Origin of the sequence: Streptosporangium minutum (assembly GCF_002149035.1) — a bacterium.
Lineage (GTDB): Bacteria > Actinomycetota > Actinomycetes > Streptosporangiales > Streptosporangiaceae > Streptosporangium > Streptosporangium minutum.
In genome coordinates this window covers 16,189-33,058 of record NZ_NGFP01000002.1, presented here as the reverse complement: position 1 = coordinate 33,058, position 16,870 = coordinate 16,189, and the positions used below count along the sequence as shown (strand labels likewise).

General features: G+C 70.0%; 18 protein-coding genes. 9 read left to right on the top strand and 9 right to left on the bottom strand.

The features are described from left to right. Positions 1-4: 4 nt before the first annotated feature. Together CA984_RS00555 and CA984_RS00550 are read right to left on the bottom strand one after the other, a co-directional pair. Positions 5-295, bottom strand: coding sequence for a hypothetical protein (locus CA984_RS00555; protein ID WP_086566603.1), 291 nt, complete (start codon positions 293-295; stop codon positions 5-7). Positions 296-375: 80 nt separating this feature from the next. Then, a complete protein-coding gene (locus tag CA984_RS00550; RefSeq protein WP_086566601.1) occupies positions 376-1,599 on the bottom strand; it encodes an oxygenase MpaB family protein in 1,224 nt (407 codons plus the stop codon). 133 nt (positions 1,600-1,732) lie between these two features. On the opposite strand from CA984_RS00550, the gene CA984_RS00545 reads away from it, so the two are divergent. Beyond that, entirely contained in the window at positions 1,733-2,434 is a 702-nt protein-coding gene (locus tag CA984_RS00545; RefSeq protein WP_086566599.1) for a TetR/AcrR family transcriptional regulator, read from the top strand. A gap of 405 nt (positions 2,435-2,839) precedes the next feature. On the opposite strand, the gene CA984_RS00540 is transcribed toward CA984_RS00545, so the two are convergent. Both CA984_RS00540 and CA984_RS00535 read right to left on the bottom strand, forming a co-directional pair. Further along, complete coding sequence (locus tag CA984_RS00540) at positions 2,840-3,571, bottom strand: DUF4097 family beta strand repeat-containing protein (protein ID WP_133061494.1); 732 nt, start codon at positions 3,569-3,571, stop codon at positions 2,840-2,842. A 353-nt stretch (positions 3,572-3,924) separates the two neighbouring features. Next, a complete protein-coding gene (locus CA984_RS00535; protein ID WP_086566594.1) occupies positions 3,925-4,884 on the bottom strand; it encodes an alpha/beta hydrolase family protein in 960 nt (319 codons plus the stop codon). 166 nt (positions 4,885-5,050) lie between these two features. Between CA984_RS00535 and CA984_RS00530 the strand changes: the two genes are divergently transcribed. After that, the gene (locus CA984_RS00530) at positions 5,051-5,647 is read left to right on the top strand and encodes a TetR/AcrR family transcriptional regulator (RefSeq protein WP_086566591.1); all 597 of its coding nucleotides are present in this window, start codon (positions 5,051-5,053) and stop codon (positions 5,645-5,647) included. 171 nt (positions 5,648-5,818) lie between these two features. On the opposite strand, the gene CA984_RS00525 is transcribed toward CA984_RS00530, so the two are convergent. Next, positions 5,819-5,998 (bottom strand): hypothetical protein, encoded by a 180-nt coding sequence (locus CA984_RS00525; protein WP_086566589.1) that lies wholly within the window; start codon positions 5,996-5,998, stop codon positions 5,819-5,821. Positions 5,999-6,080: 82 nt separating this feature from the next. After that, positions 6,081-6,518 (bottom strand): DUF6010 family protein, encoded by a 438-nt coding sequence (locus tag CA984_RS00520; protein WP_086566586.1) that lies wholly within the window; start codon positions 6,516-6,518, stop codon positions 6,081-6,083. A gap of 479 nt (positions 6,519-6,997) precedes the next feature. On the opposite strand from CA984_RS00520, the gene CA984_RS00515 reads away from it, so the two are divergent. The 3 genes from CA984_RS00515 to CA984_RS00500 all read left to right on the top strand — a co-directional run bounded on the left by CA984_RS00515 (position 6,998) and on the right by CA984_RS00500 (position 9,719). Beyond that, positions 6,998-7,948: a GlxA family transcriptional regulator gene (locus CA984_RS00515; RefSeq protein ID WP_086566583.1), complete on the top strand. Its 951-nt coding sequence runs from the start codon at positions 6,998-7,000 to the stop codon at positions 7,946-7,948. 317 nt (positions 7,949-8,265) lie between these two features. Continuing rightward, positions 8,266-9,123 carry a metalloregulator ArsR/SmtB family transcription factor gene (locus CA984_RS00505; RefSeq protein ID WP_086566578.1) on the top strand — a complete coding sequence of 286 codons (858 nt, stop codon included), beginning with the start codon at positions 8,266-8,268 and terminating at the stop codon, positions 9,121-9,123. Next, on the top strand, positions 9,120-9,719 hold the full coding sequence (locus CA984_RS00500; RefSeq protein WP_086566574.1) for a dihydrofolate reductase family protein: 600 nt from the start codon (positions 9,120-9,122) through the stop codon (positions 9,717-9,719). The genes CA984_RS00505 and CA984_RS00500 overlap by 4 nt, the downstream gene beginning before the upstream one ends. A gap of 227 nt (positions 9,720-9,946) precedes the next feature. Here the strand turns inward: CA984_RS00500 and CA984_RS00495 are convergent, their stop codons facing one another. Together CA984_RS00495 and CA984_RS00490 are read right to left on the bottom strand one after the other, a co-directional pair. Continuing rightward, the gene (locus tag CA984_RS00495) at positions 9,947-10,582 is read right to left on the bottom strand and encodes a transcriptional regulator (protein ID WP_086566571.1); all 636 of its coding nucleotides are present in this window, start codon (positions 10,580-10,582) and stop codon (positions 9,947-9,949) included. After that, a complete protein-coding gene (locus tag CA984_RS00490) occupies positions 10,579-10,974 on the bottom strand; it encodes a DNA-binding protein (protein WP_086566794.1) in 396 nt (131 codons plus the stop codon). Before CA984_RS00490 ends, CA984_RS00495 begins: the two co-directional genes overlap by 4 nt. A 60-nt stretch (positions 10,975-11,034) precedes the next feature. Here CA984_RS00490 and CA984_RS00485 point away from each other — a divergent pair, with 60 nt between their 5' ends. Continuing rightward, positions 11,035-12,282, top strand: coding sequence for a PEP/pyruvate-binding domain-containing protein (locus CA984_RS00485; protein ID WP_086566570.1), 1,248 nt, complete (start codon positions 11,035-11,037; stop codon positions 12,280-12,282). A gap of 245 nt (positions 12,283-12,527) precedes the next feature. After that, positions 12,528-13,142 (top strand): histidine phosphatase family protein, encoded by a 615-nt coding sequence (locus CA984_RS00480; protein ID WP_086566567.1) that lies wholly within the window; start codon positions 12,528-12,530, stop codon positions 13,140-13,142. Positions 13,143-13,274: 132 nt separating this feature from the next. Here the strand turns inward: CA984_RS00480 and CA984_RS00475 are convergent, their stop codons facing one another. After that, positions 13,275-14,360 (bottom strand): alpha/beta hydrolase-fold protein, encoded by a 1,086-nt coding sequence (locus CA984_RS00475; protein WP_086566564.1) that lies wholly within the window; start codon positions 14,358-14,360, stop codon positions 13,275-13,277. 354 nt (positions 14,361-14,714) lie between these two features. On the opposite strand from CA984_RS00475, the gene CA984_RS00470 reads away from it, so the two are divergent. Both CA984_RS00470 and CA984_RS00465 read left to right on the top strand, forming a co-directional pair. Then, entirely contained in the window at positions 14,715-15,770 is a 1,056-nt protein-coding gene (locus CA984_RS00470; RefSeq protein ID WP_086566562.1) for a FecCD family ABC transporter permease, read from the top strand. Further along, positions 15,767-16,837, top strand: a complete 1,071-nt coding sequence (locus CA984_RS00465; protein WP_086566559.1) for a FecCD family ABC transporter permease — start codon at positions 15,767-15,769, stop codon at positions 16,835-16,837. Before CA984_RS00470 ends, CA984_RS00465 begins: the two co-directional genes overlap by 4 nt. Positions 16,838-16,870 lie beyond the last annotated feature (33 nt).

The window sequence follows — 16,870 nt, the reverse complement described above, 5'->3', positions numbered from 1 at the left end:
CGGCTCAGCCCGGACGGTTGGTCGTCGGGGTTTCGATCTTGGTCTCCTTGCCCTTGGTGAGATAGAACAGGATGTATCGCCGCGCGGCTCCGTCGATACCCCAGGCGACCTGGGGCACCAGCGGCAGCGGGATGAGGCCCTCGCGGAATTTCACCGCTTTCGGCCAGGCGGAGCTGATCAGCGGGTCCCACACCGGCTGGCGCCTGATGCCGTCCCAGTCGGCCACCTGGTCGCCGACCAGGTGGCCGGCGAGCGCATCACACAGGGGCCGGCTGACCCGATAATTTGTGGCCACGCCCCGGCCCGCGGAGGGCAGGCCGGGCCGGAGTCCTTCCTCCGCTCGTGGCGCCGCAGGTCCGGCTCAGGCGGTCCTGATCAGGACGGGCGGTTGGAATCTGGGATCTCGATGCTGATCGGTCGCGCTTCGGACAGGAAGAGCAGGGCTGCTTTGCGGAGGAACTCGTCGAAGAGCCAGTAGGCCTCCGGCGCCAGGGGGAACGGAAGCAGGCCTTCGCGGACGGCGATGAAGGGTTTCCAGGACACCTTGAGAAGCGGGTCCCAGACCGGCTCCCTGGGAATCTTCAGCCATGCGGCGATCTCATCACCGAGCATGAAGCGCGTGAACGCGCCGAGTACGGGCTTGCTGAGGATGGCGCCATCGACCGAGGAGCCGAGGTTGAGAAGAATGTCGGCCAGCTTGATCCCCTCGGCCGTCGGGGCCAGCACGGGGTTCAGGACCTGCCCGGCCTGGGTGTTGGCCTCGGTCCACGATGCGGGGATGTACTCGTCCTTGATGCCGAGCATGTGCGCGCACAGCTGCCACGAGTGCAGGAAGGCTGCGGACTCGGCAGCGGGGATCGGCACCTTCCACGTGGTCAGCTTCTGCATGACGGTCGTGGGCAGGCTGTGCCAGGTGACCATCATGTCTCGCTGGCTGATCGGGATCTCTTCCTCGGCGACCTCCGACCAGTACGGTGACTGCGGCAGCAGGTGCCGCACCGCCGCATGCACCAGCCGGGTCTTGACGCAGGTCACGATCATTTCGCCATCGGGCTGGTAGGCGGTCTGGGACATGATGTCGTACCCGAGTTTGGCGGTTTTGGAGATGCGGTCCTTCATGTCCGCGCCGCCCTGGGAGTAGTAGACCGCGAGCGCCTCCTTGGGGATGACCGTGCTCATCATGCCGCTGGCCAGCCCGTACAGGAGGCCGAGGTAGAGCCCTCGCTTCTGGTTGAACTCGACCACGGTGGCCAGTTTGCGCTGGTCGGTCCATGACGGCAGTTGACGGGCGCGCTCCATGAAGTCCCGCAGGTCCGCCGGCAGCCCGGCCGGTAACGGCTGGCCGTTCTTGGTCCAGGTCCGTAACAGCTCGTTGACCCTGGGCACCTCACCCCTGTCGATCACCGAGGCGACCAGCGAGTCGGCCTCCTCGTCCCAGACCCACCGCGGGTCGAGACCTGCCCCTGCGCCCGCCACGGAGCCCTGGGGTGACCATGTCCACAGCGAGTGTGCCTGTGCCGGCGAGGCGACGCCCAGCGCACCAAGTGCGCCCAGCGCCCCACCCGCCTTCAACATGTTGCGCCTGCTGAGTTTGCCCATGCCTTCGTTCCTCCTCAGGTCGAGGCCGAGCGTTGATACAAAGAAACACTGAATGGGTCTGTGTATCATTTATCACAGCACACTGTGTCGGTCATCACAAGACCGTGGCAGCGGCTGTTGGGGATTGGGCAGAATGAATTCACCGGAGGTGATCGTGGAATCTGCGCTGTCCGTGCTCATGGCGCCGTCGAACTCGGAGTCGTTGCTGGAGCGCGCGTACATCGATGCCGTCGAACAGGTTGACGACACGGACGAGCTCCGTGCACGCATACTCGATGCGGCGTATGAGCAGTTCTGCCGTATGGGTATCCGGCGCTCCACGATGGAGGACGTGGCCCGCCGTGCCGGGGTGTCACGGATCACGGTCTACCGGCGGTTCGCCACGAAGGACGCGCTGGTTGAACACGTCGTACGTCGAGAGTTTCGCCGGTATTTCGACCGGTTCCTCATTGACATAGAACAAGCCCGCACCGCCGCCGATCGGGTGGTTCTGGGCTTCGTGAGCTCGTTACGCGCCATCCGGCGCAACCCGCTGATCGGCGGTCTGATCGCCACAGAACCGGACCTGCTCGTGCCCTCCATGATCAATGACGGGGGCCGGACCCTCGCAACCGTGCGGCAGTTCGTCGCGGGTCAGCTCCGCCGCGAGCAACGCGCGGGCAACGTGTCGAGCGACTTGGACACCGACCTCGCGGCCGAACTGATGGTCCGGATCTCTGCGTCCTTCCTGGCGATCCCCAGTCACGTCATCGACCTCGACGACGACGAGCAACTGGCCGGAGTGGCCCGGCAGTTCCTCGTGCCCATGTTGGAACCCACCGGCCCCCCGGATTGAGTCCGGATACGGCCGGGAGTTCGGCCGGTACAAGACGATGTGGTCGTTGCCTGTGCGAGCGCGCAGCCCGGCCACTCCATGGACCCCGCCGTTGTCGTCGCCCGCGCAGAGCCCGCACGGACAGGCATGACGTGGGCGATCACATCCGGCGGGAAGGGTCTGCGACGCGCGTCACGAGCTCGCCGTGGTGCGCGGTGAGCCAGGCGACCCCGAACGCGGGGTCGCCTGTCCGCCATGGTGAACGGTCGATCCGGCCGAGCTGTCGGAGAACCGCGGCCTCCGGCGCCGCCTGGCTGTACTGACTGGCAGCGTTGCTGACGGCGTACTGGAGTCCCCGAACCTGGCCACGGTGTCAGCCACGGCCTGGCGCATGGTTTCGGGATCGGAGGCGTCAGCAGGCATGCACTAGCTCGCGTTTATCCGGACATCTCCGGTCGTGCTCCTGGCAATGATGATCTTGTCGCTCTCGGTGTCCTTGATCTGGGACCGTTCGCTGCCGTGCGTGCTCTTGGCGGTAACGTCATAGGCGCCGTCGGGCACGGTCGCCGTCACCCGGCCGTCGCCGGACAGCACGTCCACCTTGGACGGCGGGGCGGCGAACGACAGGGTGATGTTTCCGGCTGTGGTGCGTGCCCTGACATCCGCCGACCTGAGCCCATCTCCCGTGATCACGTCATCGTTCCCCCGTAGCCGCAGCCTGCCTTCCGTCTCGTAAACCCTGATGGGGCCCGAGGCGAACACATCCACGTCCTGGGCCAGCCGGTTGAGGATCACTCCGTCGTCCCCGCCGTCGACCACGAGCCTGACCCCCGGCGGCACCTTGACGTGGTACCGGGCGCCGCAATCGCCGAAAACTGCGGTGCAGTTCCCGCTGAGGCGCAGCGTGTCGCCCTTGAGCGACCACGACGCGTTCCCTTCCGTGGCCGCCTTGCCCCGCACCCACCGCTCCACCTGCACGCTCCCCGTGGTTCCCGGCATGACCCTCAGCCCGCCGAGCGAGGACTTGATGGTGAGTGCATCACCGGAGAAAGCAAACCCCTGAGTGGAATGCACCTCCTTCGCGTCCAGTTCCACACCGCAACCCGCTACACCCGCAGCAGCCAGAGCCGCCACCGCTACCACCACGATTCGCCTCATGCCATGATCGTGGCCCAGCGCCGACCCTCCGCCATCGGTCATCCGACCGACCCGCCATCCCCCATTCGGCCAGACTCTCCCCGGCGCTCCGCCGTTCGAGTCCCTCCCGGGCGGCCTCGCGCCTGGTCGACGCGGTCCAGCAGGACGTGGTCAGGTCGGGACGGGCTGGGCGCGTCAGGGAACCTTCGCGGCATCGAACGCGATGTGACCGGAGCCGATGTTCGACGACATCCGCACCTGAGCGGGTGCGCGTGTCGCGCGGCAAGATTCCCGGCAGGGCCGGCAGGCCAGACCTTGAGGCGCGGCCGGCGCGGTGACCATTCGGTCCGCCACAGAGATGGCTCCTCTTCGGCTTACTTGGATTCGACCTGTCCGAGCGGGTCGGGGCCGGCCGTCAGCGCGTCACACGCCGCCTGCCAGGCGGGATCCCCGGGGTAGAGCTCGGCGCGGAGGTAGGCCCAGGTGAGCCGCTGGACCACAGACACTCGCGCGGGGCTCTCGTCCGTGGTCTCGGCGACGTCATATCCGGAGACCCCGCCGAGCCCGTGCTCCGCGCCGAACAGGGTGAGCAGGGACTTTGGGCCCGGAGAGAGGAAGTACGGATCGGCGTGCCAGTCCGGGCCCCGAACCGTCAGGTGGGCGGAGATGTCCTTGTCGCCGGCGACCACGAGCGCGGGCGTCGTCATCTCGGAGAAATCCGTGGTCAGAAGGAAAGGAAGGCTCTCGGCCACGGACTCGGTGAGGGCGTCGCCGCCTCTGCCGGGCGCGGCGAGCAGCACACCCGCCTTGATCCGGGGCTCGGCCAGGTTCACTTCCGTTCCGTCCTGCGGATCGGTGAGCCGGGCGCCCAGCAGCAGGCTCGCGGTGTGCCCGCCCATCGAGTGCCCGGCCACGGCGACCTTGCTCCGGTCCAGGCGCCCGAGGAGCTGCGGGACGGCGGCCTCGATCACGTCGAACTGGTCGAGGATGCGCTTCATGTCCTCGGCCCGCGATCGCCAGTACAGCGGGGCCCCGGGGGTGCCGGGATCGAGGCTCAGCGTCGTGGAGCTCAGATGGGTGGGCTGGATCACGACGAAGCCGTGCGCCGCCCAGAAGTCGGCGAGTGGCGCGTAGCCGTTCAGTGAGGAGAGGTTGTTCGAGTAGCCCTGGCCGTGCGAGAGGAGGATGACCGGCAGCTCGCTCCCGGTCACGGGCGCGGAGACTCGCACCTCCAGGTCCACGGCTCGGCCGGGAGCCGGCAGCACTACCGGACGGACCGAGAGGACGGGGGCGGGCGAGCCGAGGGTGCCGGCTGTGTAAGTCGATTCACTCATGATGCGTAGTTCCGTTCGATGGCCTCTGCCACCGGTCTCATTCGACCGGCGGCGGGTGAGGCGGGCAGGAGTGTCCGGCTTCAGCTACGCTGAAATCGGAGCGTTGCTCCGATTAATATACGGAGCGCTGTTCCGTTTTGTCAACGGCTGCCGGAAGGAGAGCGTGGTGCCCACTACAGGCCAGTCCGGGGAGGTGCCGGCCCGGAGCAAGCGGGCTGACGCGCTGCGCAACCAGCAGACGCTGCTTTCCGCCGCCGCCGCGGTGTTCGTCACCTCCGGCGTCGACGCGCCGATCCGTGAGATCGCGGCCAGAGCGGGCGTCGGAATGGGGACGATCTACCGCCACTTCCCGACCCGGGCGGATCTCGTCGTCGCCGTCTACCGCCACCAGGTCGAGGCATGCGCCGAGGCCGGCCCGAGCCTGCTGGGCAGTGCCGACTCTCCGCTCGCGGCACTCCGTCAGTGGGTCGCCCTCTTCGTCGACTTCCTGGTCACGAAGCACGGACTCGCCAACGCGTTGCAATCGGACAGCAGCGGCTTCGACACGCTGCACACCTACTTCCTCGACCGCCTGGTGCCCGTCTGCGCGCAGTTGCTCGACGCCGCAGTCGACGCCGGCGAGATCAGGCCCGGTACGCACGCCTACGAACTGATGCGCGGCGTCGGCAACCTCTGCATCGGGCGTGACAGCGACCCCCGCTACGACCCCCGCCGGTTGGTCGAACTGCTCCTCCGGGGACTGCAGCTACCGCGGTCATCCTGACGCCGCCGGTGAGCCCGTATGCGGCGAGGGGCTGTCCGGGCGGCGTTGTGCCGCCAGGCCGCCGCCCGGACGGCGGAACGAGTACGCGTCCACGAGATCGATGACGAGGGCGGCGCCCTGTGCGAATCGTCCCCCGGAACGCCGGGTCGGCGGGAGCCGCCTCTCCCCCGCTCACCACCGGTGGGAAAAGGTCGGCGGCAGCACTCCGTAGCCGAAGAACGTCAACTCGCAGCTGCGGGGCCGATCCTTGGCGCGCGGCGTCCTTGCTGCCGCGCTGCGCGGGTCGGCGAAGATGGCACCGTCGTGCGTCTGCCGCTCGGCGCAGGCCGCGTCGGACGGGGCAGCGGTCATCAGTACCTTCCTCGCACATGCGCGGGGCGTTTCGCTTCGGCCCGTACGCGGGGGTTGTGCGTGACCTCGGCCGATCGAGGCCCTATTCGGGTTGCCCGCTGGGGGCGCCGATCGGCACCACCGGTCTGCGGGAGAGACGTGTGCGAGCCCAGCCGATGATCGACGGTCCGCCCGCGAAACACCACAGCGCTATCACCGGGTCGCAGATGGCGCAGCCGAAGGAGGAGTGCTCGGCGAAGGGGAGGATGGGACTGCCCTTCAGATGGTGCAGCACGTCCCAGGCGGTGTGGAGCAGCCAGCCGATGCCGATGAACGTCCAGCTCTCGAGCCCTCGGTAGGCGACGTAGCTCATGACGACCGGCAGCACGAACTCCCAGTGGCCGAGCCCGCCTCCGCTGAGGTAGGCGGCGCCTGCACCGGCGACCACCACGGCATTGACGCGGCGCCGATGCGGCTCAGGGATCAGAGACATGAGGGAGACGGCGATCAGACCGATCAGGATCGGCATGAAGATGGACATGAGGCGTGGTGATCCGTTCTGCGAACGTGCACGTTGGATTGACGGTGTCCGGACATGGAGAACGTGCACGTTGCGTTGACGGCGTCCGGACACGGTGGAGATACGCCCGGTTCCAGCCGGCGCGGACCTGGCCGGCCCGCTTCGGCGCCCTGGTCAGACGCCTTCCGCGGTGACCGGTTCGGCGGTCCCCGCGCCGTCGGTGGCCATCCCCGCGGCGTGCGGGACCTCATGGGGGCGATGACATCCAGCAGGTCGGAACCGTCGGACAAGACGGACTACGCGTGCATCGGATACCGCTCCTTCTCCATATGCTCGGAATCTCGCAGCGCAAGGCTAGGCCGACCGGCCGCCGGGCCCCATGAGCTGGATCGACAATTTCCAACGGGTTCTCGCCATCCGACGCTGCCTGCGAAGATGGCCGCACCGACCCTCTGAACCGCTCGTCCGTGGCTGGCGAGCTCTCCTTTACCGTGTCCCCCATGCACACGGTGGCGGTCCTGGCTCTGGACCATGTGGTGGCGGCCGACATGGCGACCCCGATCGAGGTGTTCGGGCGTGCCCGACTGGCGGACGGGCGCCGCCCGTACCGGGTCCAGGTCTGTGCGGCGACACCGCAGGTGGTCAGCGAGGCCTTCACGCTCATCGCCCCGCACGGCCTGGAGGCACTGCGGCAGGCCGACACGATCGTCGTGCCGGGCTGTTCGGAGCGAGCCTCCCCTCCCGGGGAGGAGGTGCTCGACGCTCTGCGCGCGGCAGCGGCCGCCGGCACCCGGATCGCGTCCATCTGCGCGGGAGCGTTCATCCTGGGCGCGGCCGGCCTGCTGGACGGGCTGAGCGCGACCACGCACTGGGCGGCGGCCCACCGGCTGGCCACGATGTTCCCGCTGGTCGATGTGCGACCGGACGTGCTGTACGTCGACAACGGCCAGATCCTGACCTCGGCCGGGGCCGCCGCCGGCCTGGACCTGTGCCTGCACATCATCCGGCGCGACCTCGGCTCGGCGGTCGCCGCGGACCTGGCCCGGCTGTCGGTGACGCCGCTGGAACGGGAGGGCGGGCAGGCGCAGTTCATCGTGCACGCCCAGCCGCCGGTACCGCAGGGCTCGCTGCTGGAGCCGGTGCTGTCGTGGATCGAGGACAACCTGGCCCAGGAGGTGACCCTGGCAGAGATGGCCGCGCGCAGCGGGCTGAGCGAGAGGACCTTCAGCCGCCGCTTCCGGGAGCAGACGGGCACCACCCCGCTGCAGTGGCTGCTGCGAGCCCGCGTACGGCGTTCGCAGTTCCTGCTGGAGACCACCGACCACGGCGTGGAGCGCATTGCCGCACAGGCCGGTTTCGGTTCGCCCACCGCGTTCCGGGAGCGGTTCAAACGCGTCGTCGGCGTCACGCCGCAGTCCTACCGCTCCGCCTTCCGGACCAACGCCTCCTGACAGCCCGGACCTTCATCGGAGTGGCCGGCCGCATCTGTCATGGCGATGTCGGACGCCATGCTGACCGCGCCGCCGTACCGGCTGGTCGCCCTCCGCTCCAGCACCGAAGCGAACGTGATCGCCCGGCAACGGGCACACTGCCCGATCCTCGCGGCTGCCTCGCCGCCGGACACCGTTCGCCCGGCTCGCCTCGCATGACGGCTGGAGAGGCCGGGTGACGATGGGTCCGGCTCGGGGCCGGTCGGCCCCGAGCCGGGCCGACCGATCCAGCATTTATTCCTTGACACGAATATTCTTCATCAGGAATACTTGCTCCTATGGACGCACTCCTCACCGCACTGGCCGACCCGGCCCGCTGGCGGCTCGTGAACCTGCTGGCCGAACGGCCCCGGCCGGTCGGTGTCCTCGCCCAGCTCACCGGGGCGCGCCAGCCGCAGACGACCAAGCACCTGCAGACCCTTGAGCGCGCCGGCGTCGTCACCTCCCAGCGCGCCGGCCAGCGCCGCGTCTACGCGCTTCGGTCCGCTCCGCTGCGAGACCTGGCGGCTGCGCTCAGCCGGCTCGCCGACACCGCGGACCAGGCCGGCGGCCCGCGCGGGACCTACAACCGCTATGGGCACAGCCTCCAGGCAGAGCGGCTCGCCGCGACAGAGCCGGGGTGGGCCGACGGCCGCTCGTTCCGGTTCCTCCGGTCGCTGGCGGGGCGCCCCGAGCTGGTCTGGCGCCACCTGACCGAGACCTCCCTGCTCACCCGGTGGTGGACACCCGACGACCTCCGCGTCTCCGAGCTCGTCTTCGAGGCGCGACCGGGCGGGCGGATCCTCCATGAGTACCGCGATGCCGAGGACGCCGACGGCTCCGACCTGGTCGCCGGGCGCGCGGAGGGGGTCGTCGACGACGTGTGCCCCGGTGAGCGCCTCGCCTACCGGCTCTCCCCACTGCTTCCCGGCGGCGGCCTCGCCTTCACCGCCCACGTCGATATGGGCCTGCGGCCCACCGGCACCGGCACCGACCTCGACGTCCATTACCGGATCACCGACAGCACCGTCGACTCCGCGGACTTCATCGCAGGCATCGAGATCGGCTTCGGCCAGAGCCTCGACAAACTCGCGGCGACCCTCGCCGCGGACTCGCACGACACCGAGCACGACACCAATAAAAGGAGCACGAAATGACCAGCTCGACCGGCCGCAGGGTGACCGCGAACCTGAGCCTCACCCTCGACGGGCGTTACAACGGCCCCGGCGGGCCCGGCGATTTCGGGGCGTTCGCCCCGTATGTGACCAGCGAGGTCGCGCGAGACCACATGACCGGCATCTGGGAGGGCGCGACGACGGCGCTGCTCGGCCGCATCAATGCCGAGGGATTCCTGGGGTACTGGCCGTCTGTCGCCGAAGACGAGAACGCCGATCCGCGTGATCGCGGATACGCGAAGTGGCTGGTCGACACCGAAAAGGTGGTCTTCTCGACCACCTTGACCGAAGCGCCGTGGGAACGCACCCGCGTGGTGAACGCCCCGGCCGCCGACGTCGTCGCCGAACTCAAGGCCACCGGTGAGGGCGACATCCTCGTCAACAGCAGCGCCAGCATCATCAAGCCGCTCCTGTCGGCGGACCTGCTCGACCGGCTGAACCTCATGATCTTCCCCGAGATCGCCGGGGGTGGGCGGCGACTGTTCGACGACGGCCTGCCGGCCTCGAAGTGGACGCTCACCCACCAGGAGACCGGCGAGCTGGGCGAGATCGCCATGGTCTACGACCGCGTCCGCTGAGCCGGCCGATCAGCGCACTCAGCCGGCGAGGGGGCCGGTCCGCGCCACGGGCCGACGGCGGCGACACCGCCGTACGGCCCGCCTGGAGGTCCTCGCCGTACCCACCGCCCGCAAGCAGGCCATCCCCACCGGCAAGAACAGGGGCGGGCATCCGCCGGTGGCCGGCGTCTACCGGGTCCCGGCTGACGGCGAGGTGACCGTCGGGCGAGGGCCGGCGGAGCATGGGTTCAGGGTTCCGCGTGCCGGTCGAGGCCGAGCGTGGCGATGAGATCTTCATGGAGCTCGAACCAGACACGATGGCAGGAGTCGACGTCGGTGCGGTCGACCCAGGCGCCCTCCCCGGCTCGGGCGCGAGCCAGGGCCGCGGTGAATCGCGTGTCGTATCCGCGGAACCGCGCGAGGACGCTCCCGAGCCTGCCCGCGAGGGGCAGGAGGGCGCGGTCGATGCCGGCGAGCTCGTGGAGGATCCTGGCGTCCCAGGCGGGATCGGAGTGGTCGTTGACGGCGAGCCGATCGCCGGCGGTGGGCCGGAGTTGCCAGTCGGTGCAGGCCTGCAGCAGGAGGGCGTTCAGCGGGAGGAACTCGCGGTAGACGTCACGGACCTCGTCGGCGCCGTCGGCGCGTGCGAGCTCGGCCGCGAGCAGGCGCTCGTTCTCGACTCGGCCCGATTCGGTCAACGACCAGCCTCCGGTGCCGGCGAAGGCGGTGTGCCCAACCCACCCACGTGCCTCGGCGTCGCGCAGCGCCTCTTCCGTCTCGGCCGCATCGAGCCCGTACCGATGAGCGATCACCGGGGTGTCCGCGAACCCGGTGATGCGCACGGCGTGCAGGACCAGGAGGTCGTGCGGAGAGTCCCGCGTCACGAGTCGGCGTCCTGTCGTGTCACCAGGCGGGTGTACCGCTGCTGGCACGCCTGCGGGGAGTTGAACCCCATCGCGTGCGCCATCTGCGCCCAGGTCAGTCCCGCGCTCCGGGCCGTGAACAGCAGGGCGGTTTCGACACCTTCGACCTCGGCGCGCGCGGCGGGCAGGAGAGCGAGCGCGCCCAGGATGTCATCCGGGTCCAGGTCGGCGGAGCGCCAGACGGCGAACCGCGTGAGGTCGACCGCCGACGGCGGGACGGACGAGGGTTGCCACGGACGGGCGTCGAGCGCGTCTGCGCCCAGGTCCAGAAGACGCGCGCGCGCGTCCTGCTCCCGGTGGGCCTGGGCGTGGTCGGCGTGCATGCTTTGGGCGATGTCCTGCTTGCGTTGCATACAAGTAATGATCCACAATCGGCAACGCATCGTCAACATTTCGTTGAAAGGCAGGGGTGGATGATCGTTCCCCTCATGGAGGCTGTGGCGGATACCTGCGGGGGCAAGGCCGGCGCACTCGGCGCGCTGCTCCGCGCGGGTCTGCCGGTCCCCGACGGTTTCGTCGTCCCGTTCGCCGCCTACCTCGACGCTGTCCGCGACCTGGACCTCGCACGACTCACCGGCGAGTCGGACGATCTTGACGCGGCGCGGCGGACGGTCGAGGCCCGCCCGGTCCGCGCCACCGTGATCGACGCACTGGGACGCGCACTCGACGAGCTCGGCGATCCGCCCGTGGCGGTGAGGTCATCGGCAGCAGGCGAAGACACCGCTCAGGCGTCGGCGGCCGGTCAGCACGAGAGCTTTCTCGCTGTGCGCGGAGTCAGCGAGGTCGCCGATGCCGTACGTGCCTGCTGGGCCTCGCTGTTCTCCCCCCGCGCCATCGACTACCGGGGTGCCTGCGGCCGCGACGGCCGCCCTTCCGACGATCCTGTGATGGCCGTCATCGTCCAACGCCATCTGGACGCCGAGGTATCCGGGGTCATGTTCACACCCGCGGGCCCGGATGACGCGACCGGGATCGAGGCGTCCTGGGGCCTCGGCCCCAGCGTCGTCGGTGGCACGGTCACCCCTGACGCCTACCGCGTCGCCGAGAACGGGTCGGTCACACGCACCGTCGCGGACAAACGGACCCGCCTTGACCGGCGCGGCACGGAGCTCGTCATTCGCGACGTGCCCACCTCCGCCCGGGACCAACCGACGATCGACGACGCGACCGCCACGCGGCTCGCCAAGCTGGGCGAGGAGATCGCTGCCGTATTCGGCGGGCCGCAGGACATCGAGTGGGCGATCGTCGACGGCCGCATTTGGGTTCTGCAAGCACGGCCGGTCACCGCCGCGCTCCCACCGCCGGCGTCGCCTTCCAGCGCCTCGGACGCCCCGGCCGCGACGCTCACCGGGACACCGGGCAGCCGCGGGACCGTGACCGGCACCGCGAGGGTCATCCGCGGTCCCGGCGACTTCGCGCGCGTGCGCCCGGGTGACATCCTCGTCTGCCCCTTCACCGACCCCGCTTGGACGCCGCTGCTGCGCATCGCCGCAGGCGTCGTCACCGAGACCGGAGGCGTGCTCTCCCATGCCGCGATCGTCGCTCGCGAGCACGCCATCCCCGCCGTCCTCGGCATCCCGAACGCGACGAGCAGGCTCCACGACGACACCGTCATCACCGTCGACGGCACCACCGGCACCGTCACGGCGACGAACGCGTGACTGATCACTTCCGTCCCCGGCCAGGGGTCATCGCCGGAAGGCGCACGCCGCCGACGTGGCAAGCATGCCGGCAGTCGCAACGGCACGGGTCCCGTCCGCTGACGATGGTCGCGCCGCCCGGCCGCGCACGGCCTCCGCCAGACCAGGAACCGGCCCCGCCCAAGCGTTCCGCCACCGAACCCGCACCTACGGATCGAAAGGAGAGGGGAAGCGGGCCCGCACGGGCACCGCACCCCTGACCACCTATGGCAACACGACACCTCTACCTGGCACGCCACGGCGCGGCCGACGCGTTCGGGGAGCTCACCGGCATCGGGCACCGGCAGGCTGGCCTGCTGGGCGAACGGCTCGCCGGCATACCGGTCGACGCCGTGTGGCACTCTCCGCTACCACGCGCCGTAGCGAGCGCGCACGAACTCGCCCGGCATCTACCGAACGTGCCCGTGACCGAGGCCGCCGAACTCGTCGACCACGTGCCCTACGTTCCCGGCGCGGCCGAAACACCTCCGTCCTGGACCGGCTTCTTCGACGGCTACGACGACGCCGAGGCAGCCTCGGGCCAGAGGATCGCCGAGGCCCTGGTCGCCCGGTTCGCGAAGGTCCCCGACACCACCGCGGGAGGGGCCGGGCCCGACACGCACGAGGTCCTGGTGACGCACGCCTATCCGATCGCGTGGCTGGTGCGGCACGCACTGGACGCGCCGCCGTCCCGGTGGCTCGGACTGAACAGCGCCAACACCGCGCTGACTGTCATCGAGTACCGCGACGCCCTGCCGCCCACGATCGTGATGTTCAACGACATGAGCCATCTCCCGGCCGACCTGCGCTGGACCGGGTTCCCCAGAGGCGTGAGACCGTGAGGTAGCTCCCGCTGTCCGTACGCGCTCCTCGGCTCGTGACGCTGACCGGCTACCACAGCTCGGCCATCGCGCCGCACGAGTGCCGGGCGCGCACCGGAGCCCTTCTCACCGATGCAGCCTGACGGCCGAGCGCTAGGCGAGCGCCCAGGCGACATCCCTGAGCAGGGCGTGTCGCCAGCCCGCTCGATCGTGGCCGGAGGCCGAGCGTGAAACCCGCACGGTCGCACCGGCCTGTTCGGTCAGGGTCTCGACCAGCTCGCAGTGCGGCAGCATCCGCGTCTCGTGCTCCCCCACGTCGAACGCGACCCGCAGACCGGACAGGTCGGGACGCTCCCGCAAGCGCGCGGCGACGGCACCGCCGGCCGGGCCGCCCATGGGGTCGGCCAGGTCCACGGCGTCGGGCGTCCACCAGAACGACCCCGACTGGCACGCGACACCGGACACCAGGCCCGGGAACTCCAGTGCCGCGTACATCGCGCTCAGTCCGCCGAGACTCTGCCCGGCGACCACCAGCCGGTCCCGGTCGACGGGTACGCCGCTTTCGGCCACCAGCGGCAGCAGTTCGTCCCGGACCGCCTCCCACAGCTCGGGCCTGCACCCGAATTCGGCGTCCCTGGCCTGGGCAGGCAGGAAGACGAGCGTGACGGCGGGCATCTCGCCGTGGGCGACGGCCGAGTCGAACGCGGTCACGGCCGGGTGCAGGTACAGCCAGTCGTCCCCGTCGAGCAGCAGGACCATCGGCCCGCCACCGCCCGCCGGGTGGACTCGCACAGTGCGCCGTCCGCCGAGCCTCTCGCTGGACCAGCGGAAACGGGTGCGAGGGAGGGGCAGGACGTCGTCCGCGCCGATGGCAGGCCAGTGCGGCTGGGCAGGGGCGTCCGGGGTCGCGGCGATGGACCGGTCACCGCCCGCACCGGCCGGGTTGAGCGGGTCGGCGTACGCCGCGTCGTCCGTGAGGAACTGGTAGGTCACCCGCAGCCGCGCGGGCATGACCACCTCGGCGTACCAGCAGTCCGTACCGCCCCACCGGCGCAGGGGGACCGGCTCCGACCAGCTCTCGAAGCCGATGCTCGCCGGGGACCCGCGCCACAGGAACAGGGTCGTCCAGCCGCCGCCGTCGCCGGCGGATATGAACGCGGGTGCCCCCGCCGCCGCCGCCCAGAACTCGTCGGTACCGGGTTCACCTGCACACCCGAACCGGGCGAAGATGTTCTCCATCGCGGTCCTCCTCCGTCCCTACCGCCGAACAGAAGCTAAGGATAGACTTACCTAAATTTGTTGATCGAAATGGCGGGTTCGGAGAACACGCGAGCCGCGGCCGCTCACCATGTCCCGACCGTCCGCCCCGGCCGGGCCGTTTCCGGTCGAGGCGGTCTCGGGAAGGCGGAGCGCGCGGCGGCCGGAGGCGGAGTCGTCTCCTCGGGACAGTCCGAGGCGACGGCAGGCGTGTCTTCTCGGATGACATGTCCGAAGCCGGTCGGCGCCGAGGCGGGACATGGGGTTTCCTCATGAGGCTCGTGACGGCCCCTCTGGCCGCGTGTTCCCGGTGGATCAGAGGGATGACGTACGTCGATGAGTACGACTGTGGGGAAACGTCCCGCGTCCGAGGCCACAGTGGCCCGCTGGCGGCGGGTTGTGGGCTTGGGCGCGCTTGTGGTGATTCTCCTGGTCACGGGGGCGGTGTCATTGGCTGTCGGCGCACGCGCGTTGAGTCTCGCGGAGGTGTGGCACGGATTGTTCGCGGCGCCGGGCTCCGACCAGCGGCTCACCGAGATCACGCTCATCGTGCAGACCGTACGGGTGCCCCGGACCGTGCTCGCGGTCGTGGCGGGCATCGCCCTGGGGGTCAGCGGGGCGTTGATCCAGGGATACACGCGTAACCCGATCGCCGACACGGGGTTGCTGGGGGTGAACTCCGGCGCCTCGTTCGCCGTGGTGTCGGTGACCCTCCTGTTCGGGCTCACCAATCCATACCAATACGTCTGGTTCGCCTTCCTGGGGGCGGCGGTCGCCGGTGTCGTCGTGTTCGGGCTGGCGAGCCTCGGCAGGGGCGCCGGCAGCCCGTTGACGCTCGCGCTGGCCGGGCAGGGGGTCGCGGTGTTCCTGGCGGCGATGACCAATGCGGTCGCGCTGTCGGACCAGGCTTCGCTGAACGCGCTGCGGTTCTGGAACGCGGGCTCTGTGGCCGGTGTCGAATTCGACGTCATCTGGCCGGTGTCCGCGTTCATCGTGGCCGGGTTGGTGCTGGCGTCGACCACACTGCCCGCCATCAATCTGCTCAACCTGGGTGACGACATGGCGCGAGGGCTGGGTGTGAACATCGCACTGAGCCGGACCGTCGGCATCGTCGCCATCACCCTGCTGGCGGGCGCGACGACGGCGGCATGCGGCCCCATCGCGTTTCTCGGGCTCATGGTGGCCCACGTGGCCCGGTATCTCACCGGACCGGACTATCGCTGGCTGGTGCCGTGCGCGGGTCTGCTCGGCGCGGTCCTCCTGCTGGCCTGTGACATCGTGGGGCGCGTGGTGACACGACCGGGCGAGTTGCAGGCAGGCGTCGTCGTCGCTCTCGTCGGCGCCCCGTTCTTCGCGGCGCTGGTGTGGCGCGGAAAGTTCAAGACGGTATGAACAAGACAGCGGTGAAGCAGTCGTCGGCTCCGGGCGTGCGGCTCGGCTACGCGTCGTTCGTGTGGCGGCCATGGATGGTGTTCGTCACGCTGCTGCTGGCGGCGGCGGCCTTTCTGGTGTTCTGCCTGTCCATCGGCCTCGGGGACTTCCCCATCGGCCTGCCACAGGTGATCGCCACGCTCCTCGGCCGGGGTGAGCGGGTCGACGAGTTCGTGATCATGGATCTGCGGATGCCGCGCGCCCTGGCCGGGCTCATCGTGGGGGTCGCGCTGGGGGTGTCCGGGGCGATCACGCAGTCCGTCGCGCGCAACCCGTTGGCCAGTCCGGACATCCTGGGGATCACCGGAGGCGCGAGCGCGGTCGCGGTGTTCCTGGTGACGGTGTCGGGTGGGGCCGCCGCGGCGATCGTCAGCTCCGTGGGCCTGTCCGCCGCGGCACTCGCGGGCGGTCTCGGCACTGGTCTGCTGGTGTATTTCCTGGCCTGGCGGCGCGGGATCGACGGCCTCCGGCTCATCCTCATCGGCATCTCGGTGAGCGCCGTGATGGAGGCGATCACGGCCTGGCTGCTGGTCACGGCCGACATCCGGGACGTGGCCCGGGCCCAGGCATGGCTGGTCGGTTCGCTGGACAACCGGTCGTGGGAGGAGGTCTGGGTGGCGCTGTGGTGCACGCTCGCCCTCCTGGCCGTCGTGTCGTGCGTCGCGTTCCACCTCAGGCCGCTGCACTTCGGCGACGAGGTCGCGGCGGGACTGGGCGTCCGGTACTCGATGGTGCGGGCGGTCCTGCTGCTGTGCGCGGTGCTGCTGGCCGGTGTGGCGGTGAGCGCGGCGGGCCCGGTCCCGTTCGTCGCACTGGTGGCGCCGCAGGTGGCGATGCGTCTGGCGCGGTATCCGACGCCGCCGCTGGTGGCCTCCGGGCTGCTGGGCGCGCTGCTGCTGATCGGCGCTGACCTGGTGGCGCGTACGGCGCTGCCGATCACTCTCCCGGTCGGCGTGGTCACCGCCGCGATCGGCGGCCCTTTCCTCGTCTACCTGCTGGTGAGGGCGAACCTCCGAAGGGGGATGTGAGGACAGGCGGGCGGCCGCTCAAACCCGCCGGGG

Bases quoted from the DNA above. Each gene is read 5' to 3' on its own strand.
- CA984_RS00550 (WP_086566601.1), bottom strand. From the start codon at position 1,599: ATGGGCAAACTCAGCAGGCGCAACATGTTGAAGGCGGGTGGGGCGCTG.
- CA984_RS00545 (WP_086566599.1), top strand. From the start codon at position 1,733: ATGAATTCACCGGAGGTGATCGTGGAATCTGCGCTGTCCGTGCTCATG.
- CA984_RS00540 (WP_133061494.1), bottom strand. From the start codon at position 3,571: ATGAGGCGAATCGTGGTGGTAGCGGTGGCGGCTCTGGCTGCTGCGGGT.
- CA984_RS00535 (WP_086566594.1), bottom strand. From the start codon at position 4,884: ATGAGTGAATCGACTTACACAGCCGGCACCCTCGGCTCGCCCGCCCCC.
- CA984_RS00525 (WP_086566589.1), bottom strand. From the start codon at position 5,998: ATGACCGCTGCCCCGTCCGACGCGGCCTGCGCCGAGCGGCAGACGCAC.
- CA984_RS00520 (WP_086566586.1), bottom strand. From the start codon at position 6,518: ATGTCCATCTTCATGCCGATCCTGATCGGTCTGATCGCCGTCTCCCTC.
- CA984_RS00515 (WP_086566583.1), top strand. From the start codon at position 6,998: ATGCACACGGTGGCGGTCCTGGCTCTGGACCATGTGGTGGCGGCCGAC.
- CA984_RS00505 (WP_086566578.1), top strand. From the start codon at position 8,266: ATGGACGCACTCCTCACCGCACTGGCCGACCCGGCCCGCTGGCGGCTC.
- CA984_RS00500 (WP_086566574.1), top strand. From the start codon at position 9,120: ATGACCAGCTCGACCGGCCGCAGGGTGACCGCGAACCTGAGCCTCACC.
- CA984_RS00490 (WP_086566794.1), bottom strand. From the start codon at position 10,974: ATGCAACGCAAGCAGGACATCGCCCAAAGCATGCACGCCGACCACGCC.
- CA984_RS00485 (WP_086566570.1), top strand. From the start codon at position 11,035: ATGATCGTTCCCCTCATGGAGGCTGTGGCGGATACCTGCGGGGGCAAG.
- CA984_RS00480 (WP_086566567.1), top strand. From the start codon at position 12,528: ATGGCAACACGACACCTCTACCTGGCACGCCACGGCGCGGCCGACGCG.
- CA984_RS00475 (WP_086566564.1), bottom strand. From the start codon at position 14,360: ATGGAGAACATCTTCGCCCGGTTCGGGTGTGCAGGTGAACCCGGTACC.
- CA984_RS00470 (WP_086566562.1), top strand. From the start codon at position 14,715: ATGAGTACGACTGTGGGGAAACGTCCCGCGTCCGAGGCCACAGTGGCC.
- CA984_RS00465 (WP_086566559.1), top strand. From the start codon at position 15,767: ATGAACAAGACAGCGGTGAAGCAGTCGTCGGCTCCGGGCGTGCGGCTC.